The sequence below is a fragment of the Streptomyces sp. TRM68367 genome, assembly GCF_014495685.1.
Classification (GTDB): domain Bacteria; phylum Actinomycetota; class Actinomycetes; order Streptomycetales; family Streptomycetaceae; genus Streptomyces.
On the sequence record NZ_JACTVI010000014.1, the window covers coordinates 73,116 to 96,184 of the forward strand.

A 23,069-nucleotide genomic window follows, 5' to 3' on the forward strand; every position below is an offset into this window, starting at 1 on the left:
TAGGGCACAATTCGCTTTCGTCACACGGGAGTTGTACGGCGGCGGTGCCGTGTGTCGCGGGCCGCCGGTGGTTCGGTCGTGCGGAAGGCGGGCGTCGGGCGTGGCGGTGCAGGAGGCGAGGCAGGGCGGCGCGGGTGCGCATGACTCCGTGCGGGCAGGCGTGCACGGGGGTGGCTGCACCTGCGGGGACTGTCCGCACGGGGCGCGGGCGGGGCACCGGCGGGCGGTCGCCGCGTTTCTGCTCCAGCGGGACGAGTTCGCGGCCGGGCAGGGGCTGCCGGCCGCGGTGGCGCACTCCGCGTCGGCCTCCCGGCAGTGGGTCTCGGAGGAGCTGACCCAGTCCGCGGAACTCGTCGCCGAGCGCGGCCGGGCCGAGGGGGAGGCGTGGCTGGCCGGGCTGTGGCGGTGGACGGCGTGCGTGGCGTGGGCGACCGTGGTGGTGCTGTTGCTCGTGCAGGCGCTCACCGCGGTCGGTGCCGGATGGACGGCGGGGCGGACCGCCGGGCTGGTGGCCGCGGTGGTGGTCGCCGGTGCGCTGACCGTGGCGTCGTGGTTCCACCGGGCGCGGGGCGGGGTGCTCGCGCCGGTGATCGGTGAGGACAACCGGCTGTCCACGTCGCGGACGGTGGCGGCGGTGTGGGTGCTGTTCGTCGCGTACGCGGTGCTCGTGCTGGTGGGGCGGCTGGCGGCGGCCTCTCGGCACGGGGAGCGCGACGCGCTGATCGCCGGTCTTGAGCTGGCTCGGGGGGCCGGTGTCGTGACCGTGCTCGCGGTGGTGTGCGGGATCGCTGTGCTGGTGCGGCGGGTGGTGGGGCTGCGGGTGCTGTCCCAGCGGCTGCAGAAGGTACGGGCGGAGCGGCCTCGGGCGGCCGATCTGCTGACCGACGACTCGGGGCGGGGGACGTTCGCGGATATTCAGTATGTCGTGATCAGTGCGGTCGCTCTGGCGTTCGCGGCGGTGCGGTTGGCCCGGCGGACGGATCAGCTGCCGGATCTGCCGTGGGGGCTGGCGGTGGTGGTGCTGGTGTCGGCGGCGACGTATCTCGCCGGCAAGTACGCGGAGGGCGGGCGGCCGGTGATCCTGTCCGTGGTGCGGGCGCGGGAGGCCGGTGACCTGGACGCGCCGATCCGCACCGGCGACGACATCGAGATCCGGGGTGCCGGGTTCGTGCCGCCGGGTGCGCATCGCGCCGACCGGCTCTCGCGGATGGTCGTCCGCGTCGGGCCGGTGCACGTTCACGTGCCGCTCGTTCCGGTGACCGGCGGTTTCAGCAACCCGACGGACACGGTGCTGACGGTGCCGGTGCCGGCGGATGTGGAGCCGGGGCGGGTGGAGGTGCAGGTGGTGACGGCGGCGGGGGTCGAGACGAACCGGTATGCGATCGATGTGACGGAGTGACGGTCCGGTTCTCCGGGTTGCTCGAGTTGTTCGGGTTCTCGGGGTTCTCGGGGTTCTCAGGGTTCTCCGGGTTTTCGTCCGCGGGTTGTGTTGTATGCCTGCGGCGGCCTGTGCGGGTGGGGTGGGGGTGCGCGTAGCGCCTGCGGTGGGGTTGTGGGTCGGGGCCGCGCCGGGGGGTGTTCGTCCTCGGTCCGGCGATGTGGTCGGCTCTCGGCTACGGGGGGTGGTCGTGTGTTGCCGCCGGCCGCTGCGGGCGGACACCCCCGACACGTCCCCTTCCCGCCGCCGGCGACCGGGGGTGCGTGGGGGTGCGCCTGCGGAACTGAGACGTCGGCCGTGAAGTCGGCGATGGTGCTTTCTCTGTCAAGTTCTGCGTGTTGCTGATCTGGTGTTCGCCCTTGTGTCATCGGGTGGTACGGGTGCACCGCGTTCCACGAGCTGATCCAGATAGGTCCTCAACCACCCCATGGACTCCCATGTGCCGACGGTCTGTTCGGCTTGCTCGGTCAGGCGTTGCATCTCCGTCCAGTCGGACACGATGTCGTCGGCGAAGTCGTCGACCACTCGCAGCGCCCAGATCAGCAACGGCCCCATGGTGGCCGGATCGATCGGCTCGCGGCTGTTCTCCCCGGGGCCAGGCGTGGCAGGGGGAGGTAGTCGTCGACGCCGTACCGGTGTCAGAGGCATCACCAGGCCGGCCGGGTGGGCGCTCGCGGCGTCGAACGCCCACAGGCAGGTCACCGCAACGCCGTATTGATCATCATCCAGGCCGCCAGACGCATCTCTTCCTGGAAGGCGTCCGGGAACTTCGACCAGTCCACGCCGACCCGCGACGCACTGAGGTTGGCGATCAACGGTGCAAGGGACCAGACGTCGTCGCCGTAGATCGAGATCGAGATCGAGATCGGGACGGGGCCGGGCGCGAGGATCAGAGACGGCGCGATGACCGGGGTCCTCCATCCGGGCAGGGCCGGCAGTTCGGAGGGCAGAGCGGTCACAAGTCGTAGTCCCCGTGGAAGTTGATCGATGACATCGCGGTCGGTGTCGGTGACCGCGGCGAGCGCGGCATCCCAGAACCGGCTCCCCGACCCGGTCGCGTAGATCAGTGAGCCGGGCGTGGGCATCTGCCCAGTCCGCGTCCCACACGGCCGGTTCCACGGTGCCGCGCAGGTTGCCCAGCGCCTGGTGCAGGTGCGCCAGACGAGGGTGATGGGCGGGCGTGACCCGCGCGTTCGGGCAGGCCGTGCACAGCAGGAACGAGGCGACGCAGGTCTGGCCTGGCGGGCCGAATGGGCTGTGCTCGTAGTCGGCGCAGCCCGCCGTCGCCGTCTCCCGCTCCCCTGCCCCGGACTCCTCGGTCAGGCGGCGGCGAACACAGTGCGGTGAGCAGCCGCCACCGCGTCCAGGGCCCCGTCGGCGATCACCGGCACGGCCGCCTGCTGGACTTGCGGCTCCGGGAGCACGTAGACGCTGTCGTGCGTGTCCCTGGGTGTTCTGCCCAGGCTCGCGCCGGTACAGCACGTTCACGGTCTTGCGGATGCGCTTCAGCGGAGAACCGCGCAGCACGACCGACCGCGCCCAGTCGCGACCGGAGCGTTCGTCCACGCCGAATCCGAACGGGCCGACCCGGACAGCTTTGAGGTAGGCCTGTTGCTCGTGCTCGGTGGTCTGGTGCCAGACCAGCAGCCGGTCGGAGTCCGCACCGAGCAGCGCCAACGTGGCCCGGGCATGTGAAGTCGCCTGCAGAGCCTCGCTGATGATCCGCCCGGAGGAGTCGGCGCCGGAATAAGCGGCCACGGTGACCTGCACGGCGTCGTTTCTCCAGCCCTAGCCGGTAGACCGGCGTCCCCGCTTCCGCCGTGCCGGGCAGCGTCTCCGGCACGGGCATCTCGGAGATCGTGGTGGAGTTCAGCACGTGCTCCGAGGCGATGAGCACAGCCAGCGCGGCCGTTTCCTTGCGGCTGAGGAAGAGCCGCTTCCCGGGCCAGCCGCGTGAACACCCCTGCGAGCTCCTGCTCCGATACCGGTCCGCCAGTGAGCACGAAGTCGGCCAGCAGCGACAGCAGTTGCAGATCCAACCTCGGCGAGGCAGCCGAGTACATGTTCGACCACACGATCTTCCAGGACAACCTGGTGTTCGTGGACTTCTGTGAAACCTCGCCGGCCCGCTGCTGCTGGTGGCGGCGGTTCTCGCGGTGCGCGGCCGGGCGCCGTACTCCCTCCTCGAGACCGTGGCCGGCTGACAGCGCGAGCAGAGCTTCGTGACTGCCGGCGAATCGACAGGAAAAAACCCGTCCGCGCAGGGTTGAGCGGGGCTTCATTGCCGTACGTATGGTCTGTTGAGGGGGTCTGGGTACGGGCGAGAGGCGGCTGGTAGTGATGACTCACAGTATGCGGAGCGACACGCACGTCCCCCATCTCGATGGCGGTCGGGACTGGAAGGACATCAGATTCGCCCTCCTTCCACTCCGGGTGTTCCTCGGCGTCACCTTCATCTACGCGGGGCTGGACAAGCTCACCGACAGCGCCTTCATGAAGGACTCCGGTGCCGGCTCGATCGGCGACATGATGCGCAGCGTCCGCGACTCCTCGGCCATCCCCGCCCTGGTCGACCTTTCCCTGAAGAATCCCGTCGGCTTCGGCTATGCCATCGCCTTCGGCGAACTCGCCGTCGGCATCGGCACCCTCATCGGCCTGCTCGCCCGCCTGGCCGCACTCGGCGGCGCGCTGATCTCGCTCAGCCTCTGGCTGACCGTGAGCTGGGCCGCCGACCCGTACTACTACGGCAATGACCTCCCCTACCTGATGGCCTGGATTCCGCTGGTCCTCGCAGGCGCACCCCTGCTCTCCCTGGACGCCGCCCTACGGTCACGTCGCAGGCAACGGCGCGGGGGCTACCGGTAAGCCTCAGGGGGCTGTCGCTTCCTGGCCGGGACCGTCGTCGGTGGCCGTACGGCGCGCGCCACGGCGTCGGCGTATGCCCAGGTCCAGGAGGCCGACCGCGCCCGCCAGGCACAGGCCGACCACGACGAGGGGTATCACCGCGAACCACGGCGTCTCCCAGGTGCCGCCCGCGTCCCCGGCGTAGATCACGCCCGCGAGGGTGAGGAAGGCACCGGCGACCAGCCTTCCGGGCCTGAACTCATGACGCAGCACGGCTCACCTCCGCCTGACCCACGCCGACCTGGAGGTCCAGGTCGAGTGTGCCGCTCTTCTCGACGCCCGCGGCCGGAGCCAGGGTCATCTCCTTGTGCTTGCCCGGTGCCACGTCCACGTCCTTCTCGTGGTCGCCGGGCAGCTGGATGTCGCCCACGCCCACGTCGATGCTCACCCGCACGGTCACGTCCCGGGGCACGATCACCTCTATCCGTCCCATGCCGACGTCGGCCCGCGTGGTCACCGTCTGCCCCTCGGCGACCTTCAGCCGGGTCAGGTCCAGGGTGCCGACGCCGGTACCCACGTCGTAGTCGGGCCGGACGTCCGCCACCGCGGCCGGACGCCAGGTCGTGTCCGTCCAGTGCGTGCCGATGTCCTTGGGCAGCGCTGCCGCACAGGCCAGCAGTCCCGCCGTGACGACCGCGAGGAAGATGGATCCCGCCCCCGTGCGGCCGAGGAACGCGCTGACCGCTATGCCGAGGCCGAGGACGGCCAGCGCGCAGGCCAGACCGGTCTGCAGGCTGGTGCCCAGCGGGTGCTCCTCCCATGTCAGGCCCGTGCCGAGGCCGCCCGCGGCCAGCGCGAGCAGGAACACCCAGCCGCCGATCCAGCGGGGCCCGCGGGGCTTCGGGGGCTGGGGACGCGCGGCCCGTACGTCCTCGTGGCCGGTGCCGAGGCTGATGTTGACCGCCGCCGCGATGTCCCGGCCGCGGGAGTCCCGCGGCCCCCACAGATAGCCGGTGCCGCCGTAGTGCGTGCCGTCCTTGACTATGGGGTCGCGCCACCAGGAGGGGGAGGAGGCGGGCACCGGCGGCGCCTGGGCCTCCGGCGGGGCGTCGGCGACGGCCTGGGCGGCGAGCGGGTCGGGGCCGGGGGCGCCGCGCTGCCGCGACCAGTACCCGGCGCCGGCCAGGAGCAGGGACAGCACGACCGCGAAGGTCAGCACGCCGCCGTTGTTCATCAGCGTCAGGAACACCCCGCAGCCGACCAGCGCGAACAGCACGGCCGTCAGCGCCTGGCCGTCGACCCGGCCGGTCAGCAGCTTGCGCACCTCGTTCTCGTCGTCGTCGAACGGGACGAGGAGCCAGGCGAAGCCATAGAAAAGGAGGCCGATGCCGCCGGTCGCGGAGAGCACGGCGAGCGTGATCCGGAAGATCACCGGATCCATGTCGCACTGCCGCCCCAGACCGGCGCACACCCCGGCGAGCACCTTGTGCCGCCGGTCCCGCCGGAACTTGTGGGGAGGCTCGGGCACGCCCGGCTGCTCCGCCTCGACGGCGGTCGCCTTTCCCGCGGCGTCCGGAGCCGCGGCGGGCGCGGCATCCTGCGGCCCGGCGCCCGCGGCGGGGCGCGGGCCGGAGCCGGGTCCCGGACCCGTCGCGGCGTGCTCGTGATCTGTCATGTGTCCATGGTGACGGGCGCGGCGGCGTCGCGGCAGTCGGTACGACCCTGGCCGGACCCTGATATCGCCCCTGAGCCGGGACCGGGGAACCGTTCGACGGATCCGGCCGCCGAAGATCAGGGGAGTCTCGGGGGACAACCCTGATGCCCCGGCCCTCGCGGCGTGTGAACATCGATGGCATGCCGGAAGCCGCAGCAGCGCCACTCGTCGAACCGCGGCCGCCGCGCAAGCTCTACCGCAGCAGCGACGGACGCTGGCTCGGTGGCGTGGCGCGGGGGCTCGCCGGGCACCTCGGGTTGCCCGTCGTCTGGGTACGGCTCGTCTTCGTCGGCCTGTTCATGGCCAACGGCCTCGGCGCGCTGCTGTACGCCGCCTTCTGGTTCTTCGTGCCGCTCGGCGTCGGCGGCGTCGAGGCGCAGAAGCCGCCCGCGCTGGTCAGCACCGAGACCTCGCCGGACGGCCGCCGCAGACTCATCGCCCGCAAGCCGGACCGGGGCCAGATCGTCGCCCTGCTCCTCATGGTCGTCGTGGCCATGGTGTTCGTGGGCAGCGTGGATCTCAGCACCGGCGTGCGGGCCTACCTCTGGCCCACCGTGCTCGTCGGCGCGGGCGTCGCCCTAGTCTGGCGCCAGGCGGACAACGCCCGCCGGGCCCGCTGGGTCGAGGTCGGCAGCCGTCGGCGCACGGTCACCCTGCTGCGGTCCGTGGGCGGCGTGCTGCTGGTGACGGCCGGTGTCTCCGGCATCTTCGTCCTGCAGGGCTCCGCCGCCCACCTCGGCTCGGTCCTGCAGGCGGCCCTCGCGGTGCTCGTCGGGATAACGCTGCTCGCCGGTCCGTATCTCGTGCGCATGACCCAGGACCTGTCCGAGGAGCGCCTGATGCGCATCCGAGCCCAGGAGCGCGCGGAGGTCGCCGCCCACGTCCACGACTCGGTGCTGCACACCCTGACCCTGATCCAGCGCAACGCGGAGAACGCGAGCGAGGTGCGCCGCCTCGCCCGCGCCCAGGAGCGTGACCTGCGCACCTGGCTCTACAAACCGGAGGGCACCGGCAAGGACGAGGCCGACGAACCCACCACCCTCGCCGACGCCGTGCGGCGCAACGCCGCCGAGGTCGAGGACAAGCACGGCGTCCCCATCGAAGTCGTCGTGGTCGGTGACTGCCCGCTCGACGAGGGGACGGGCGCACAGATGCAGGCGGCGCGCGAAGCGATGGTGAACGCGGCCAAGTACGGTGGCGAGGGCGGTGCCGTCCAGGTCTACGCCGAGGTCGAGGGAAAGACGGTCTTCGTGTCCGTCCGGGACCGCGGCCCAGGCTTCGACCTCGACTCGATACCCGCCGACCGCATGGGTGTCAGAGAATCGATCATCGGCCGCATGGAGCGCAACGGCGGTACGGCGCGGCTGCGCGCGGTGCCGGACGGCGGCACGGAGGTCGAGCTGGAGATGGAGAGGGCGGAGACGTCATGAGCGACCCGACCGAGGCGAACGGGACGGCGGGAGCGGCCGAGGGCGCCGGGGCTGCCGAGTCCGCGGAGCCGACCGGCGGCGCGGGGCAGCGGCACGTGCGCGTGGTCCTCGTCGACGACCATCGCATGTTCCGTACGGGGGTACAGGCCGAGATCGGCCGGACCGAGCAGACCGGCGTCGAGGTGGTCGGCGAGGCCGCGGACGTCGACCAGGCGGTCACGGTCATCACCGCGACCCGGCCCGAGGTGGTCCTCCTGGACGTGCACCTGCCGGGCGGCGGCGGGGTCGAAGTGCTGCGCCGCTGCGCCCCGTTGATGTCCGACGCCGAGCAGCCCGTCCGCTTCCTCGCGCTGTCCGTCTCGGACGCGGCGGAGGACGTGATCGGTGTGATCCGCGGCGGCGCCCGCGGCTACGTGACCAAGACGATCACCGGCACGGACCTCGTCGACTCCATCTTCCGCGTCCAGGAGGGCGACGCGGTCTTCTCCCCGCGCCTGGCCGGCTTCGTCCTGGACGCCTTCGCCTCCACCGACGCCCCGCCGGTCGACGAGGACCTGGACCGCCTCACCCAGCGCGAGCGCGAGGTGCTGCGGCTCATCGCCCGGGGCTATGCGTACAAGGAGATCGCCAAGCAGTTGTTCATCTCCGTCAAGACCGTCGAGTCCCACGTCTCGGCGGTGCTGCGCAAGCTCCAGCTGTCCAACCGGCACGAGCTGACCCGCTGGGCCACGGCACGCCGGCTGGTGTGACACCGGCCGGTACCGGGCCACGGGCCGTCGGCGACCGGGCGCCGCGTCACACCACCCGCGTGGCCCCCGCGTACGGCATCTCGCCGAGCGGGGCCAACCGTACCGGGGCGCCCGGCCTCGGGGCGTGGATCATGCTTCCGTTCCCGACGTAGATGCCCACGTGGCTGATGCCGGAGTAGAAGAACACCAGGTCGCCGGGGAGCAGTTCGGAGCGGGAGACGCGGCGGCCCGCGTCGATCTGCGCGTACGTCGTGCGGGGCAGGGAGACGCCCGCGGAGCGGTAGGCGGCCTGGACGAGTCCCGAGCAGTCGAAGGCGTCCGGGCCGGTCGCGCCCCACACGTAGGGGTTGCCGAGCTTCTGGTAGGCGTAGGAGACGGCGTCCGCCGCACGGGAGTTGGGGGCCCGGGACGTGACGGACCGGGGTGCCGCAAGGCCGTCCCGCGCGCCCGCCGACCGGGACGCACGGCCCGTGCCCGCGCCCTCGTCGAGCCGGGCGCGCTCCTGCGCGGTCAGCCGCGACAGCAGCCGCCGTGCCTCGCCGAGCTTCCCGGTGACCGTGTTCTTGTGCCGGTTCAGCGCCTCCTGCCGTGACTTCAGCGAGGCGAGTTCGATGTGCGCGTCCCCGCGCAGCTGCTCGATCTCCCACAGCTGCCTGCGCACGCGCCCGACGGCGGCCTGTTGTCTGTTGCCGGCCCGTTCGACGAACTCGGCGCCGTCGAGGTACCGGTCGGGGTCGTCGGACAGCGCGAGCTGCACGGCCGGGTCGAGACCGCCGCCGCGGTACTGCGCCGCCGCGACCGAACCGAGCGCGTCCCGCGCCGAGTTCAGCCGGTCCTCCTTGCGGGCCGCCTCGTCCTGCAGCCGCGTCAGCCGCTTGCCGGCCGACTCCGCCTTCTCTTTGGCGCCGTTGTACTTCTCGGTGGCGACCTCCGCCTCCTGGTACAGCTGGTCCACCTTGGCCTTGACCTGCGCCGGTGTCAGCTGCGGCTCGGCGTGCCCGGTCCCGTCGAAGCCCGTCGCGCTCGCCGCGCCCGCGAGGGCGATCGTGACGGCGGTACGGGCCGTGTTGGTGCCCGCGGGGCGTTGCCGGGGCTTGCGGTGCGCTGCCACCAGGGCTCCACGTCCTTTCGTACGACCGCCCGGCGCGTACGTACGCCGCCCGGGAAGCGGACCGTGGGGCGGCTGACGCGTCCGGCGGCGGCCCGACAGGGGAACGGGCCGCCGCCGGACCTTCTCGGCGGTGGTGTCCGACTGCCGCCCCTGGCCCGGGCGGCGGTGGGGAGCCGGTCACCTGGTGGAGGACGCTAATCCTGGCCGGGGCGGGCCTGTGACGGGTTGCGCGGAACTGGCGCGAGGGGACCGGCGGGTGACCGAGTGCGACCGTAATCCCGTCCGGGCGCCGTCGCCTTCTCACTGCGCGCTGACCGAAGTGACGATTCCGCGCCCCTCGCCGGTCACGGAGTGCTATGGGCGCATATATGCAAGCGCTCACGGTGACGGGGTGCGGCGGCCTGTTGCCGGGCTGGGGGCGGGCGTGGTGCCGGGCTGGGCCGGGTGTGGCACCCGGTCGCGACAGGCCTGGTGACGGAATGCGGCGGGCCCGGTGTCGGAGGGCGCCCGCGCCCCTGATTAGGCTCCGGCCCCATGGACGTACTCATCCACCTCTTCGTCGGCCTGCACATCATCGGCATCGCCTCGCTCCTCGGCGGCTTCCTCACCCAGATGAAGGCGATGGGCCAGGGCACCGCCCGCTTCACCCCGGCCATGCTGCACGGCGCGCTGACGATGCTGGTCACCGGAGCGGTCCTGGTCGGCCTCAACCAGGCCGACGACCAGTCGGTGAACAACATCAAGATCGGCGTCAAGCTGGCGCTGCTGGTCGTGATCCTCGGCCTGGTCTATGTGAAGCGGGACGACGAGCAGGTGGACAAGGGCCTGTTCGGCACGGTGGGCCTGCTGACCACGGCGAACATCTTCATCGCGGTGCTGTGGACCTGACGTCCGTCGCCCGGTCCGCTCCCGCCGCCGGCGGTGCGTGTCAGGCCGGGCGCACCACGCTGTGGATCGACGACTCTCCGTCGTAGTAGATCGACTCCTCGCGCACGTAGGCGCCCGGCTTCGGGGCGTGGATCATCATGCCGTTGCCGATGTAGAGGCCGACGTGGCTGATGTCGTCGTAGAAGAACACGAGGTCGCCGGGCTGCGCCTGGGTGAGCGGGACGGTGGTGCCGGCGTCGACCTGGTCGTAGGTGGTGCGCGGCAGGGACACGCCGGCGGCCTTCCAGGCGGCCTGGGTGAGGCCGGAGCAGTCGTAGGAGCCGGGACCTATGGCGCCCCACACGTACGGCTTGCCCATCTGCGCGCGGGCGAAGGCGATCGCCTTCTCGGCCTTGGCGGCGTAGGAGGAGTCGGTGGCGGGGGCGCTGGTCTCCGGGGCGGTGGTGGAGCCCGACGCGTTGCCGCTCTCCTGCTGCCGGGCGGCCTCCTCCCGGGCCTGCCGCTCCTGCTCGGCCTGCTGCTGCCGGGCCAGCTCGGCGGCCTTGCGGGCGGCCTCCTGCTGCTTCTTCTTCTCGATCGCCGCGAGCCGCGCCTTCTCCTCGGCGGTCAGCTGCGACAGCAGTTCGCGCGCGTCGGCGAGCTTCCGCTGGACGGTGGCTTTGGCCGTCTTCAGGTCGCTCTGCGACTCGGTGAGCGACCGGAGACTCTCGGTGGCCTCCCGCCGCTTCTGCATCGTCTCGGACTGCTGCGTGACGTAGTCGTCGACCGCTTCCTTCTGGCGGCCGGTCAGCCGGTCCGTCAGCTGGTTCTGGTCGAAGTAGTCCTGTGGCGAGTCCGCGAGCAGGAAGGTCGCCGTGGCCGGGAGGGTGGCGCCGTTGCGGTACTGGGCGGCGGCGAAGGAACCCAGCTCATCCCGCGCCTCGTTGAGCTGCTGGGTGCGCTGGGCGACGTCGTCGAGGAGGGTGTCGACGCGCTTGCGCTGCGTGGCGGTCTTCTCCTTGGCCGCGTTGTACTTGTCGGTCGCCGACTCCGCCTGGCGGTAGAGGTCGTCGACCTTCTTCTCGACCTCCTCCAGGCTCGGCCGGTCGTCCGGGGGTGCGGCGTTGGCCGTCTGGGACAGCAGGGCCACGGAGGTGAGGGCCGCCGTCGCGAGGGCGGGGGTCCGTATGCCTGCTACGCGCGTTCCGGCGGGACGCGACTTGCGGTGCGACGCCAAGGAGGCGACTCCTTCCGTGTACCGCCTACCGGGTTAGCTGTCGGGTTCGGGCGGGTGGTTCGGAAGGGTTGCCCTACGGCCCCTGTCCCGTGAGGGAGTCGGGCCGATTCACCCCATGGTTTCTGTTGGGTCCCCGGCTCCGGCTGCCGCTGGCACGCCGGACTCGACGGAAGCCGCGCGACCCGGCGACGTTCGCCGGTGGAGGTCGTACGGCCCGCTCGGCACGGTAGCCAATTCGTGTGGCGCCTGTGAAGGTTGGTGAGCGATATGCCCGATACATTTTCGTGACCTTAGCCCAAGAGGTCGCTCAGGATTGCCTATTCGTAGTGAAAGATGGCGGTATACCCTGAATAAGCACGTCCGCCCGCTTCGTGGCGACAGCTTCCAGCCAGCCACGCTTCGGCGTGATCGACAATCCGCGCCGGCTCTCCTACGACCATCGACAGCTGCACGTCGCCGCGGCGGGGCCGCGGCGGCCCGAAGGGCGTCGGAACGGGGCTCAAGGACTCGGCCTGACCTACACGGTCACGAAGATCGACTGGGACGGAGGCGCGTGGAAGCACACCGGGTGGTGCGCGGGCAGCCGGACACCTCCCCGAACCACCTCGCCCGCCCTCGGCTCCGATGGCAGGCCCTACGTCGGTGAGCTGAACGGCGAGCCCGAGCGGCCCACCGCGCGGGTGGGCGGCAGGTCGGCCCTGAGGGCGGTGATTCCGGCGATTGTCTCGGGGTGGCGGCGGGCTGTCAGTGGGGCGCCCTAGACTCGGAGAGCGATGAGCAGCCTCTTTGATGACAGCTTCCTGGCGAACCTCCAGGCCCAGCGGGGCCCGGCGGAAGAGCCCCCGCCGCCGCCCGAGGACGATCACGTACCGGAGTCGATTCCGGACGATCTGTTCGACGGGAAGTTCGACCTGCCGCCGGACCGGGACGCGTACTACCGGGACGGTGCCCCCCGCCCGCCGGTGGACGCCGCCGCGCTCCTGGAGGGGCTGAACGACAACCAGCGCGCCGCCGTCGTGCACTCCGGCTCCCCGCTGCTCATCGTGGCCGGCGCCGGCTCCGGCAAGACGCGTGTGCTCACGCACCGCATCGCCCACCTCCTGGCCGAGCGGGGCGTCCACCCGGGCCAGATCCTCGCGATCACCTTCACCAACAAGGCCGCGGGCGAGATGAAGGAGCGCGTCGAGCAGCTCGTCGGTCCGCGCGCGAACGCGATGTGGGTGATGACCTTCCACAGCGCGTGCGTGCGCATCCTGCGACGGGAGAGCAAGAAGCTCGGCTTCACCTCCTCGTTCTCGATCTACGACGCCGCCGACTCCAAGCGCCTGATGGCCCTGGTCTGCCGCGATCTGGACCTCGACCCAAAGCGCTTCCCGCCCAAGTCCTTCAGCGCCAAGATCAGCAACCTCAAGAACGAGCTGATCGACGAGGAGGACTTCGCCGCCCAGGCCTCCGACGGCTTCGAGAAGACCCTCGCCCAGGCCTACGCCCTGTACCAGTCGCGGCTGCGCGAGGCGAACGCCCTCGACTTCGACGACCTGATCATGACGACGGTCAACCTGCTGCGCGCCTTCCCGGACGTTGCCGAGCACTACCGCCGCCGCTTCCGCCACGTGCTCGTGGACGAGTACCAGGACACCAACCACGCCCAGTACGCCCTGGTCCGGGAACTCGTCGGCACGGGCGCGCACGACGAGGACGTCCCGCCGAACGAGGACGACATCCCGCCCGCCGAGCTGTGCGTGGTGGGCGACGCCGACCAGTCGATCTACGCCTTCCGCGGCGCCACGATCCGCAACATCCTCCAGTTCGAGGAGGACTACCCGGACGCGACGACGATCCTGCTGGAGCAGAACTACCGCTCGACGCAGACGATCCTCTCCGCCGCCAACGCGGTCATCGAGCGCAACGAGTCCCGCCGCCCCAAGAACCTGTGGACCAACGCGGGCGCGGGCGCCACGATCACCGGGTACGTCGCCGACACCGAGCACGACGAGGCGCAGTTCGTCGCCGACGAGATAGACCGCCTCACGGACGCGGGCGAGGCGAAGGCGGGCGACGTCGCCGTCTTCTACCGCACCAACGCCCAGTCCCGTGTCTTCGAGGAGGTCTTCATCCGCGTCGGCCTGCCCTACAAGGTCGTCGGCGGCGTCCGCTTCTACGAGCGCAAGGAGGTCCGGGACGTCCTGGCCTACCTGCGCGTGCTGGCCAACCCCGAGGACTCGGTGCCGCTGCGCCGCATCCTCAACGTCCCCAAGCGGGGCATCGGCGACCGCGCCGAGGCCATGATCGACGCCCTCGCCCAGCGCGAGAAGATCAGCTTCCCGCAGGCGCTGCGGCGCGTGGACGATGCGTACGGCATGGCCGCGCGCTCCACCAACGCCGTCAAGCGGTTCAACACGCTGATGGAGGACCTCCGTACGATCGTCGACTCCGGCGCCGGACCGGCCACCGTGCTGGAGGCGATCCTCGAACGCACCGGCTACCTCGCCGAGTTGCAGGCCTCCACCGACCCGCAGGACGAGACCCGCATCGAGAACCTCCAGGAACTCGCCGCCGTGGCCATGGAGTTCGAGCAGGAGCGCGGCGAGGGCGAACAGGGCACCCTGGCCGACTTCCTCGAACAGGTCGCGCTGGTCGCCGACTCCGACCAGATCCCCGACGAGGAGGAGGACGGCTCCGGCGTCATCACGCTGATGACCCTGCACACCGCCAAGGGCCTGGAGTTCCCGGTCGTGTTCGTGACCGGCATGGAGGACGGCGTCTTCCCGCACATGCGCGCCCTCGGCCAGACCAAGGAGCTGGAGGAGGAGCGGCGCCTGGCCTACGTCGGCATCACACGCGCGCGGGAGCGGCTGTATCTGACCCGGTCCACCATGCGCAGCGCGTGGGGGCAGCCGTCGTACAACCCGCCCTCCCGCTTCCTGGAGGAGATCCCGCCCGCTCACGTCGAGTGGAAGCGGACGGGAGCCGGTGCACCCCCCTCCTCCGGGCCGGTCTCGGGCGTGGCGGCCTCGCTGTCCTCGTCCCGCTCCCGCTCCTCGGCCTCGGGCGCCTCCGGGTTCGCCACGCGCCGCGCCTCCGAGAAGCCGGTGGTGTCACTGGCGGTCGGCGACCGGGTCACGCACGACCAGTTCGGGCTCGGCACGGTGGTCGCGGTGAAGGGCACGGGCGCGAATGCGGAGGCGACGATCGACTTCGGCGAGGCCAAGCCGAAGCGCCTGCTGTTGCGGTACGCACCGGTCGAGAAGCTGTGAACGCCGGGTGGAAAAGAAGCCCGTCCGGCGTTTGAGCGGAGGGCCGTCCAGGCCGAAGCGGGGGGTTTGGGGGGCGGCAGCCCCCAGACCTGAACCGCAACGCACGGTTCACTCACCGCCAACGGTCAGGGCTTACGTCGGGTCCAACCCATGGCTCCGCAGCCACGGCAGTGGGTCGATGGCCGACCCCCCGGCCGGCCGGACCTCGAAGTGCAGGTGCGGGCCGGTGGAGTTGCCGGAGTTGCCGGAGTGCGCGATCGGCTGACCGGCCTTCACCGCCGTACCGGACGGGACGGTGTAGTTGGAGAGGTGGCAGTACCACGTCTCCGTGCCGTCCTTCGCGGTCACGATCATCATGTTGCCGTAGGCGCTGTTCCACTGCGTGCGCACGACACCGTCGGTCGCTGCCATCACGGGCGTGCCGTATGTGACGGGAAAGTCGATGCCGGTGTGCAGGGACATCCAGTTGATGCCGGACTGGCCGTAATAGGCGCTGAGTCCGTGTTCGGCGACCGGTAGCGCGAACTTCGGGCGCAGCCGTTCCTTGCGGGCTGCCTCCAGTGCCGCCCGCTTCTTCTCGGCCGCCTGCTGGGCCTTGAGGTCGATGCGCTCCTGGGTGCGGCTGGCCCGGTCGGCGAAGTCGTCGGCGCCCGCCGCGAGGCTCTGGAGTTGGGTGTCCAGCTTGTCGTTGGCGGCGGACGGCTGAACCGGCTGTGCGTTCTTGGTCGTCGCCGACGTCTCCTTGTCGTCGCCGCCGGACAGGCTGCCCACCGAGGCCGCGGCGATCCCGGCCACGCCCATCACACACGCCGAGGGCACGGCGATCGTCAGCAGCGCGGAACGCTTGGCGGGCGGGCGGCGGCGGGAACGGGACCCGCTCCGGGAGGCCGCGCGCGAGCCCCGGGCTGCCGGGGTGGCCTCTTCCTGGCCGTCGAGCAGCGAGGTGCCGGCGGGCAGTTCACCGGGGGCGGGCAACTCGACGCCGCCGTGGCCGGATTCGTCGTACGAGAACTGCTCGAACGTGGCCGTCGCCTGCTGATCGAAGGTTTCGCCACGTGGCTCGTAGTCGTCGGCCGGCGACGTGTCGCCGTCGGTGTTCCACTGCGTGGCGTCGTAGGCACCGGTGTCGAAGGCCTGGGTGCCCCACTCCCACTGCTGGGTCTGGTCGGCCGGGTTGCCCGACTGGTCGGGCTGCAGCCAGGCGCCGGCGTCCCACTGGCCGCTGGTGTCGCTGCCCGTGGCCTGCGCCGGGATGGCGGCCAGGTGCTGGTAGCCGTCGGTCCAGGCGGTCGTGTCGTGAACGCCGCTGTCGTAGGCGGCGTGGTGCTGGGCCGCGTACGCGTCGTAGTGCAGGGCCTGGTGGGTGCCGGTGGACCAGTGGGCGGTGTCGTAGGCGCCGGTGGTGTCTTCCGGGAGGCTGCCGAAGAGGGGATCGGCGGCGAAGGTCGTCGTGGCGGGGCCGCCGGTGCCGAAACCGGTGGCGTCGTAGCCGCCGTACGTGGTGAAGTCGCCGTACTGGGCCTCCTGCGTGCCGTACGACGTGTAGTGCGTCGAAGCGGCGTCGGAAGCCGGAGCCGGGGTGGTCATGGTCCCCGACGGGTGACGGTCGTTCACCAACTTCTCTTTCGCCTCGACAACAGGGGCTGCCAGAGCAGTGCGGCGACTGTACCCGGCGGTATGCGGGCACGACAATCTTCGGCAGGTTTCCCGCGTGCGGGAAACGGGCATTCGGCCGCGTTTTGGCGGAGAAGGGCCCGCGGCCTTGGCCTTCTGTTCGATGTCTGTTCGACGCCGTTTGGGTGTGCGGGCGCTGTGCGCCGGGCGTTCCGGGCCCGTTGCGCCTACCCATTTCGGGCGGTGGTGAGGGGGTGCTGCGGGGGCGCGCCGTCACCTCGCCACGGGGCGCCCCCGCGGCGGCGCCCCGTTACGCCCCAGTCGCCGCGCCCGTTGCGCCCCGGCGTGGCGTCCTGTTATGGCCCGGCGTGGCGCATGATGTTCCCTGGCGTGGCGCTCTGATGTTCCCTGGCGTGGCGCCCTCTTAGGCCACCGTCAGACCACCGGCGTGGTCGGTTTCGGCGCCGGCCGGTGCCGAGTCCAGCGCCTGCCGTATCCCCGCCGCGACCGCCGGATGCACGGGCAGGGCGAGATGGCCGATGCCGCTCACCCGGATGTTCTGCATGCTCAGGTCCGGGTGGTCGACGCAGGCCGTCTCCAGCGGGTCCATCAGGTGGTCCAGGTCACTCCAGAAACTGACGAAGTGCGTACGGCAGCCGGGTGCGGGCCGCGAAAGCTCCTCGATCACCGGCGAGTCGGGGCGCATCTGGCGCACGATCGGGTGGGCGTTCGCCAGCGGGACGACCCGGGTGCCCGAGTGCGGGGTGCCGAGCGTCACGAGCGTGCGGACGCGGATGTCGCCGCCGAGCCGCTGCGCGTAGTACCGCGCGATCAGGCCGCCGAGGCTGTGCCCCACGATGTCGACCTGCCTGCTGCCGGTGCGGGCGCAGATCTCCTCTATGTGCCGGCCGAGTAGCTCGGCCGCGGTGCGGATGTCGCAGGTCAGTGGCGAGTAGTTGAGCGACGCGACCTGCTGCCTGCCGTGCTGGGCGAGACTGCGGCGCAGCAGCACGAAGACCGACCGGTTGTCGATGAAGCCGTGCAGCAGGACGACCGGGGGTTTGGCCTCGGTGGGCAACTGGGCGGTCTCCGGTGCGTCGGGGGAGTCCGGGGTCGGCAGGGCGGAGGCCTTGCGTTCTTGTGTGATGCCGGAGGGATAGAGGAGGAGATGCCCGGCCAGGATCGCGATCTCCAGGGCGGATGCCTTCAGGAGGGCCAGGGAGAGTCCGGTCAGCCTGCTTGGCAGGAGGCGTCGGCAGAGCGGAAGAAAGGGCAGAGAAGCCCCGGTGACCTTCATGGCCGACCTCCTGTCAGCACGCCGGAGGACGGCTCCGCCCCCGTGTGCCCTCGTGGGAAGCCGCGGCCGAGGCGGCCGGCGTGCTGCGGGCGGGGCGTGTGGAGCGGGTGCGGGTGTGGCGCATGTGGCGCCGGTGAAGCGACGGATACCCCTGCCGGTGTGGCGACGAGGCTCCGCGCTGTCGTGCCCTGCCTGCCCTACGTGCCCTGCGCGCCACCACCGACGTGCCGTACCGCCCCGGCGCGCTGCCGACGGCGCGGCGGTACGGCGACCTCGTTGCGGCTCCCTGAACGTGTCCCACGTGTGATTTCCCCCTCGGTCCGCACCGCGAAACGGCCGGCTGCGGGATGCTGGCGATAACGTTCGTTCACTTCCCCGGTTGGCTCGAGCGAAGTGTGCGGTACTTGTCGGTACGGATGGATGTAGTCGCTTCATGGAGGCAGTGATGGGTGTGGCAGCCGGTCCGATCCGCGTGGTGGTGGCCAAGCCCGGGCTCGACGGCCACGATCGCGGGGCCAAGGTGATCGCGCGGGCGCTGCGCGATGCCGGTATGGAGGTCATCTACACGGGGCTCCATCAGACGCCCGAGCAGATCGTCGACACCGCGATTCAGGAGGATGCCGACGCGATCGGGCTGTCCATCCTTTCCGGTGCGCACAACACGCTGTTCGCGGCGGTGATCGAGTTGCTGAAGGAGCGGGATGCGGCGGACATCCTGGTCTTCGGTGGCGGGATCATTCCTGAGGCGGACATTGCTCCGCTGAAGGAGAAGGGGGTTGCGGAGATCTTTACGCCCGGGGCCACGACTGCGTCGATCGTGGAGTGGGTTCGGGAGAATGTGCGGCAGCCGGCCGGGGCCTAGGTGCGGGTCTGTGGGCGTTCGCGTCAGGGCGTTTCCCACCCGCTCACCCGTTTCCAGTTGGTGGACAGGCGCATTTGACAGGTGCAGTTTTGGGGTGGGTCACTCCAGTTCGTTTGTCATTGCCGCGCGGAAACGTAGCGTCGTGACCAGGCGTTGGAAGGCCTCCGCCCAGTAGCCGCCGGCGCCGGGGGAGGCGTCCTCCGGTTCGTCGGGGACGGCCTGCAGGCCGTCCAGGCGGCCGGCCTCCGAGGGGGCGAGGCAGCGCTCGGCCAGGCCCATGACTCCGCTGAAACTCCATGGATAACTCCCCGCGTCCCGCGCGATGTTGAGCGCGTCGACCACCGCCCTCCCGAGCGGCCCGGACCACGGCACCGCGCACACCCCGAGCAGCTGAAACGCCTCGGACAGGCCGTGTCTCGCGATGAAGCCGGCCACCCAGTCGGCCCGCTCGGCGGCCTCCAGCGTGCCGAGCAGCTTGGCCCGCTCGGCCAGCGACACCGCCCCGGGGCCCCCGGCCTCGGGCGCCGAGGGCGGGCCGAGGAGCGCACGCGCCCATGCCGCGTCGCGCTGGCGGACCGCCGCCCGGCACCACGCCGCGTGCAGCTCGCCCTGCCAGTCGTCCGCCACCGGCAGCGCGACGATCTGCTCCGGCGTACGGCCGCCCAGTCGCGCCGGCCAGGTACCGAGCGGTGCCGCCTCCACCAACTGGCCCAGCCACCATGACCGTTCACCCCGGCCTGTCGGCGGCTTGGGTACGACGCCGTCGCGCTCCATGCCCGTGTCGCACTCGTGCGGCGCCTCCACGATGACCGTCGGCCGGTCACCGGTATGGTCGACGGCCACGCACGCCCCGGCCCTGACCGCCATCCGGGCCGCCAGCGCCGAAACCGGCAGCGCCGAAAGCAGCTCCGCCGCCGTAGCCCGCACATTGCGGCTGCGGTCGGCCAGCGCCTGCTCCAGGAACGGCTCGTCGTCCGGACCGAGGCCGGACCGCAGTGAGTCGAGGAACATCAGGCGGTCCTCGGCGCGCTCCGTCGACCAGGTCGTCGCGAGCAGCTCCCGCGCGGCGGCCGGTTCGCGGGCGCGCAGGGCACCCAGAAGGGCGACCCGTTCGGCGAACAGCCCTTCCTGCCACAGCCGGTGGATCCGGTCCGGGTCCCGCAGGTCCGGGAGGGCCGCGCCGCCGCCAGGTGTCGCGCGCAGGGCGAACCGCCAGTCCGGGTTCAGCCGCGCCAGCCACAGGGCACGCGGTCCCGCGAACTCCAGTGCCGTGGGCCGTAGATCCGTACGCCCCCGGGCCGCGTCCAGCAGAGCGGGCAGCGTCTGCGGGGGCGGTGCGTAACCGCGGGCGTTGGCCGCCGCGAGCCACTGGGGCAGTAGTTCCATCAGGTCCGGTGCCGTGCCTTTGCGTCCGCCGCCGGAGGTGCCGGGGCGGTCGGCGAGCAGCATCGCGAGTCTGCGGGCGGCCGCGGGCGGCAGCGGCGGGCGTGGGTCCTCGGGCGCCGGCTGCGGACGCTGCGCCGCGCGCGCCGGACGCAGCCCGGCCCGCCGCCGTACGGTCTCCACGGCCGCCGCGTCCAGCAGCGCCGCCGGTGCGTCCCGGCCAGGCAGGCAGCCCGGCGGTGTACGCCGGTCCGTGCCGAGCAGGGCCGCGGTGACGAGGCCCTCCCAGGCGCCGGGCGCGGGCGCGTCCACAGGAGTGGAGGTCCTGTTCATGACGTTCCTTTCCGTCGGGCCGGCCATGGGGTGCCCATCGGGCTGTGCGGGGGCTTGTCCGTCGGGCCGTCCATGGGGTTGCCCGGCGGCCTGGTCTTTCGGGTGCCGTGAAAGTGGTTGAAGGTTCGTCCGCTTCGGGGGTCCCTGGACGTGTGACGCATGCACGGACCGGGTGACGTGCGTGTCCGTGGCCCGAGCGGCGGGCCGGGTTGCTCTCGGCACGGGCAGGGCGGCTCTCAGCACAGCGCCACCGCGTCGCCCGCTCGCGCCGGCCAGGCCGTCAGTGGTGTGAAGCCCAGGTGGCCGCACTCGCCGAAGACCTTGATGGGGGCGCCGCCCGACAGCGCGACCAGGCGCCACAGGCCCGGGCGGGACCGCGCGGCGGGGGTGAGCGGCAGGGCCGCGTCCTCGTCGGCGTCCGCCAGCTGCCAGGAGTCGCCGTCCGGGGTCGGTATGACCCGGTCGAGCGTCACGGGCACGGAGTCCAGCCAGGGGTCGTCCCGCAGCGCCTCGCCGTAGCGGGCGGTCGCCCGGGACGTCGTCACCCCCGGCGGGCGTATCTCCGCCGGTGCCGGGGGCGCGAACTGCTCGCCCAGCGCCGCCCGTTGCTGGCCGGAGCCCGGATAGGCGGAGACCTCCGCCTCCAGGGTCAGGCCGACCGGCAGCGCCAGCTCCGGAGCGCGGCCCGCGGCGCCGTAGGACAGGAGCAGCGCGGTGCGCTCGGAGTCGGCGCCGTACAGCCAGATCCGGCGGGTCGTCAGGCGGGTGTCCGCCGTGTCGTACTGGGCGAGGACCAGCCAGCGGTCCCGCACGGGCGGGCCGTCGGCCGAGGCGGGCAGGCCCACGCGGGAACGGACCGTCGCGGCCAGGCCGCCGGGCAGGTGCTCGCGGCGCAGCCAGCCCTGGTCGAGGAGGTGGAGCAGCGCGCACTCCTCCAGCATCCGCACCGGCCAGCCGGCACCGGACGCCGGGAGCGCCCCCAGCTCCCGCACCCGCGCGGCCAGTCCGGGCGCCTGGGCGTCGACCATGCGGGCCGCCGTCTCCTCCCACATTCCGTACCCCGCCTGCTCCGCAGTGGCCAGCCCGCCGCGCAGCAGGTCCGCCAGGCGCTGCTCCAGCTCCGTCGCCCCCGCGGTGATCCGCTCGGCCCGGCGCTCCGCCCGGCGTCGCGCCGCCTCCGGATCACCGGACCCGGACGCGGATCCGCCCGCGGCCTGCTTCTCCTCCGAGCGCCTGCGCCGCCCGGCTCTCCACTGCTCGGCCCAGTCCGGAGCCTGCCCCCGCGGCACCGCACCCTCCCCGCCCGCCCAGAGCAGCAGCAGGCCGAGAGCGTGCTTGCACGGGAACTTGCGGCTCGGACAACTGCACTTGTACGCGGGACCGGACGCGTCCGCGATGTCGACGACCGTCTGATACGGCTTGCTGCCGCTGCCGCTGCCGCTGCCGCTGCCGCTGCCGCTGCCGCTGCCGCTGCCGCTGCCGCTGCCGCTGCCGCTGCCGCTGCACAGCCCCCACACCGTCTCCTCGTCCGTGCCGGCCTCGGACCACGGTCCGGCCGCGCCGAGTTTGCTTCCTGCTTTGCGTGACGCGGCGTCAGGCGCCAGTGCCAGCACCTGGTCCGCGCTCCAGCGCACCCCCTGCTGAGTCATGCCATCGAAGGTAGATCCCGGCACTGACAATCGGCCTCGCGAACGCGTTTGTGCAGGTCAGAACCGATTGTCAGTGGCGTGGTGCACGGTTGGTGGCAGATCCGAACCGGCCGAGCTGGAGGGGGACCTTGCCATGCCTGTGACCGTGGAACCGACGTCCGTCGAGACGGGCGAGAGCGAGCCGACCGAGGCGTTGCGGCCGCATGCCGAGGACGCCTTCTCACATGAACTCGCAGCGCTGGCGGCGCAGGACGACCGCCCGCGCCCGCCCCGCTGGAAGCTGTCGCCGTGGGCCGTCGCCACGTATCTGCTCGGCGGCACTCTGCCGGACGGCACGGCGATCACACCGAAGTACGTCGGCCCGCGCCGCATCGTCGAGGTCGCCGTCACCACGCTCGCCACCGACCGTGCCCTGCTCCTGCTCGGCGTGCCCGGCACCGCGAAGACCTGGGTGTCCGAGCACCTGGCCGCGGCGGTCAGCGGCGACTCCACCCTGCTGGTGCAGGGCACCGCCGGCACGCCGGAGGAGGCGATCCGGTACGGCTGGAACTACGCGCAGCTGCTCGCGCACGGCCCCAGCCGCGACGCCCTCGTGTCCAGCCCTGTCATGCGGGCCATGGCCGAGGGGATGACCGCCCGCGTCGAGGAGCTGACCCGCATCCCGGCCGACGTGCAGGACACGCTCATCACGATCCTGTCGGAGAAGACCCTGCCGATACCGGAGTTGGGCCAGGAGGTGCAGGCGGTCCGCGGCTTCAACCTGATCGCCACGGCCAACGACCGCGACCGCGGGGTCAACGAGCTGTCCAGCGCCCTGCGCCGCCGGTTCAACACCGTGGTGCTGCCGCTGCCGGAGACCCCCGAGGCCGAGGTCGACATCGTCTCGCGGCGCGTCGATCAGATCGGCCGCTCCCTCGACCTGCCGGCCGTACCCGACGGCATGGCCGAGATCCGCCGCGTCGTCACGGTCTTCCGCGAGCTGCGCGACGGGGTCACCGCCGACGGCCGGACGAAGCTGAAGTCGCCCAGCGGCACGCTGTCGACGGCCGAGGCGATCTCCGTCGTCACCAACGGGCTGGCGCTGGCCGCCCACTTCGGCGACGGCGTGCTGCGGCCGAGCGACGTGGCCGCGGGCATCCTCGGCGCCGTCGTCCGCGACCCGGCGGCCGACCGCTTCATCTGGCAGGAGTACCTGGAGACGGTCGTGCGCGAGCGCGACGACTGGATGGACTTCTACCGGGCCTGCCGGGAGGTGAGCGCGTGAACAACGCCTCGATGTGGGGC

19 protein-coding genes and 1 riboswitch are annotated in these 23,069 nt (G+C 71.9%); of the genes, 9 read left to right on the forward strand and 10 right to left on the reverse strand.

Annotated elements, in window-relative coordinates:
• Positions 1–100 precede the first annotated feature (100 nt).
• Positions 101–1,399, forward strand: coding sequence for a hypothetical protein (locus H8R17_RS12725; protein ID WP_187823272.1), 1,299 nt, complete (start codon positions 101–103; stop codon positions 1,397–1,399).
• A gap of 363 nt (positions 1,400–1,762) precedes the next feature.
• Here the strand turns inward: H8R17_RS12725 and H8R17_RS12730 are convergent, their stop codons facing one another.
• Together H8R17_RS12730 and H8R17_RS12735 are read right to left on the reverse strand one after the other, a co-directional pair.
• Positions 1,763–2,140, reverse strand: a complete 378-nt coding sequence (locus tag H8R17_RS12730) for a hypothetical protein (RefSeq protein WP_187823273.1) — start codon at positions 2,138–2,140, stop codon at positions 1,763–1,765.
• Positions 2,137–2,523, reverse strand: coding sequence for a hypothetical protein (locus H8R17_RS12735; RefSeq protein WP_187823274.1), 387 nt, complete (start codon positions 2,521–2,523; stop codon positions 2,137–2,139). Before H8R17_RS12735 ends, H8R17_RS12730 begins: the two co-directional genes overlap by 4 nt.
• Positions 2,524–3,778: 1,255 nt before the next feature.
• On the opposite strand from H8R17_RS12735, the gene H8R17_RS12740 reads away from it, so the two are divergent.
• Positions 3,779–4,303, forward strand: a complete 525-nt coding sequence (locus tag H8R17_RS12740) for a DoxX family protein (RefSeq protein WP_187823275.1) — start codon at positions 3,779–3,781, stop codon at positions 4,301–4,303.
• A 3-nt stretch (positions 4,304–4,306) separates the two neighbouring features.
• Here H8R17_RS12740 and H8R17_RS12745 read toward each other — a convergent pair whose 3' ends face one another.
• Both H8R17_RS12745 and H8R17_RS12750 read right to left on the reverse strand, forming a co-directional pair.
• A complete protein-coding gene (locus H8R17_RS12745; RefSeq protein ID WP_187823276.1) occupies positions 4,307–4,555 on the reverse strand; it encodes a hypothetical protein in 249 nt (82 codons plus the stop codon).
• Positions 4,542–5,957, reverse strand: coding sequence for a PspC domain-containing protein (locus tag H8R17_RS12750; protein ID WP_187823277.1), 1,416 nt, complete (start codon positions 5,955–5,957; stop codon positions 4,542–4,544). Before H8R17_RS12750 ends, H8R17_RS12745 begins: the two co-directional genes overlap by 14 nt.
• 179 nt (positions 5,958–6,136) lie before the next feature.
• On the opposite strand from H8R17_RS12750, the gene H8R17_RS12755 reads away from it, so the two are divergent.
• Together H8R17_RS12755 and H8R17_RS12760 are read left to right on the forward strand one after the other, a co-directional pair.
• Entirely contained in the window at positions 6,137–7,426 is a 1,290-nt protein-coding gene (locus H8R17_RS12755; protein WP_187823278.1) for an ATP-binding protein, read from the forward strand.
• Positions 7,423–8,175: a response regulator transcription factor gene (locus H8R17_RS12760; RefSeq protein WP_187823279.1), complete on the forward strand. Its 753-nt coding sequence runs from the start codon at positions 7,423–7,425 to the stop codon at positions 8,173–8,175. Before H8R17_RS12755 ends, H8R17_RS12760 begins: the two co-directional genes overlap by 4 nt.
• A gap of 46 nt (positions 8,176–8,221) precedes the next feature.
• Here H8R17_RS12760 and H8R17_RS12765 read toward each other — a convergent pair whose 3' ends face one another.
• Positions 8,222–9,286, reverse strand: coding sequence for an NlpC/P60 family protein (locus H8R17_RS12765; protein WP_187823280.1), 1,065 nt, complete (start codon positions 9,284–9,286; stop codon positions 8,222–8,224).
• 534 nt (positions 9,287–9,820) lie between these two features.
• Between H8R17_RS12765 and H8R17_RS12770 the strand changes: the two genes are divergently transcribed.
• The gene (locus tag H8R17_RS12770) at positions 9,821–10,174 is read left to right on the forward strand and encodes a hypothetical protein (protein ID WP_187823281.1); all 354 of its coding nucleotides are present in this window, start codon (positions 9,821–9,823) and stop codon (positions 10,172–10,174) included.
• A gap of 40 nt (positions 10,175–10,214) precedes the next feature.
• Here the strand turns inward: H8R17_RS12770 and H8R17_RS12775 are convergent, their stop codons facing one another.
• Positions 10,215–11,390 (reverse strand): C40 family peptidase, encoded by a 1,176-nt coding sequence (locus H8R17_RS12775; RefSeq protein WP_187823282.1) that lies wholly within the window; start codon positions 11,388–11,390, stop codon positions 10,215–10,217.
• Positions 11,391–11,397: 7 nt separating this feature from the next.
• Positions 11,398–11,569: riboswitch (cyclic di-AMP (ydaO/yuaA leader) on the reverse strand.
• Positions 11,570–11,761: 192 nt separating this feature from the next.
• Between H8R17_RS12775 and H8R17_RS12780 the strand changes: the two genes are divergently transcribed.
• Together H8R17_RS12780 and pcrA are read left to right on the forward strand one after the other, a co-directional pair.
• Positions 11,762–12,151: a hypothetical protein gene (locus tag H8R17_RS12780; protein WP_187823283.1), complete on the forward strand. Its 390-nt coding sequence runs from the start codon at positions 11,762–11,764 to the stop codon at positions 12,149–12,151.
• A 12-nt stretch (positions 12,152–12,163) separates the two neighbouring features.
• Positions 12,164–14,647, forward strand: a complete 2,484-nt coding sequence (gene pcrA / locus H8R17_RS12785; protein WP_187823284.1) for a DNA helicase PcrA — start codon at positions 12,164–12,166, stop codon at positions 14,645–14,647.
• 132 nt (positions 14,648–14,779) lie between these two features.
• Here the strand turns inward: pcrA and H8R17_RS12790 are convergent, their stop codons facing one another.
• Positions 14,780–16,261, reverse strand: coding sequence for a M23 family metallopeptidase (locus tag H8R17_RS12790; RefSeq protein WP_316959385.1), 1,482 nt, complete (start codon positions 16,259–16,261; stop codon positions 14,780–14,782).
• Between the two features lie 424 nt (positions 16,262–16,685).
• Positions 16,686–17,558, reverse strand: coding sequence for a triacylglycerol lipase (locus H8R17_RS12795; protein WP_187823286.1), 873 nt, complete (start codon positions 17,556–17,558; stop codon positions 16,686–16,688).
• A gap of 445 nt (positions 17,559–18,003) precedes the next feature.
• On the opposite strand from H8R17_RS12795, the gene H8R17_RS12800 reads away from it, so the two are divergent.
• Entirely contained in the window at positions 18,004–18,420 is a 417-nt protein-coding gene (locus H8R17_RS12800; protein WP_187823312.1) for a cobalamin B12-binding domain-containing protein, read from the forward strand.
• Between the two features lie 99 nt (positions 18,421–18,519).
• Here the strand turns inward: H8R17_RS12800 and H8R17_RS12805 are convergent, their stop codons facing one another.
• Together H8R17_RS12805 and H8R17_RS12810 are read right to left on the reverse strand one after the other, a co-directional pair.
• Positions 18,520–20,136 (reverse strand): DUF5691 domain-containing protein, encoded by a 1,617-nt coding sequence (locus H8R17_RS12805; protein ID WP_187823287.1) that lies wholly within the window; start codon positions 20,134–20,136, stop codon positions 18,520–18,522.
• A gap of 236 nt (positions 20,137–20,372) precedes the next feature.
• Positions 20,373–21,785 (reverse strand): SWIM zinc finger family protein, encoded by a 1,413-nt coding sequence (locus H8R17_RS12810; protein ID WP_187823288.1) that lies wholly within the window; start codon positions 21,783–21,785, stop codon positions 20,373–20,375.
• Positions 21,786–21,918: 133 nt separating this feature from the next.
• On the opposite strand from H8R17_RS12810, the gene H8R17_RS12815 reads away from it, so the two are divergent.
• Positions 21,919–23,049: an AAA family ATPase gene (locus H8R17_RS12815; protein WP_187823289.1), complete on the forward strand. Its 1,131-nt coding sequence runs from the start codon at positions 21,919–21,921 to the stop codon at positions 23,047–23,049.
• Positions 23,050–23,069 lie beyond the last annotated feature (20 nt).

Bases quoted from the DNA above. Each gene is read 5' to 3' on its own strand.
- H8R17_RS12770 (WP_187823281.1), top strand. From the start codon at position 9,821: ATGGACGTACTCATCCACCTCTTCGTCGGCCTGCACATCATCGGCATC.
- H8R17_RS12750 (WP_187823277.1), bottom strand. From the start codon at position 5,957: ATGACAGATCACGAGCACGCCGCGACGGGTCCGGGACCCGGCTCCGGC.
- pcrA (WP_187823284.1), top strand. From the start codon at position 12,164: ATGAGCAGCCTCTTTGATGACAGCTTCCTGGCGAACCTCCAGGCCCAG.
- H8R17_RS12810 (WP_187823288.1), bottom strand. From the start codon at position 21,785: ATGACTCAGCAGGGGGTGCGCTGGAGCGCGGACCAGGTGCTGGCACTG.
- H8R17_RS12800 (WP_187823312.1), top strand. From the start codon at position 18,004: ATGGGTGTGGCAGCCGGTCCGATCCGCGTGGTGGTGGCCAAGCCCGGG.
- H8R17_RS12760 (WP_187823279.1), top strand. From the start codon at position 7,423: ATGAGCGACCCGACCGAGGCGAACGGGACGGCGGGAGCGGCCGAGGGC.
- H8R17_RS12815 (WP_187823289.1), top strand. From the start codon at position 21,919: ATGCCTGTGACCGTGGAACCGACGTCCGTCGAGACGGGCGAGAGCGAG.
- H8R17_RS12740 (WP_187823275.1), top strand. From the start codon at position 3,779: ATGACTCACAGTATGCGGAGCGACACGCACGTCCCCCATCTCGATGGC.
- H8R17_RS12735 (WP_187823274.1), bottom strand. From the start codon at position 2,523: ATGCCCACGCCCGGCTCACTGATCTACGCGACCGGGTCGGGGAGCCGG.
- H8R17_RS12805 (WP_187823287.1), bottom strand. From the start codon at position 20,136: ATGAACAGGACCTCCACTCCTGTGGACGCGCCCGCGCCCGGCGCCTGG.
- H8R17_RS12795 (WP_187823286.1), bottom strand. From the start codon at position 17,558: ATGAAGGTCACCGGGGCTTCTCTGCCCTTTCTTCCGCTCTGCCGACGC.
- H8R17_RS12755 (WP_187823278.1), top strand. From the start codon at position 6,137: ATGCCGGAAGCCGCAGCAGCGCCACTCGTCGAACCGCGGCCGCCGCGC.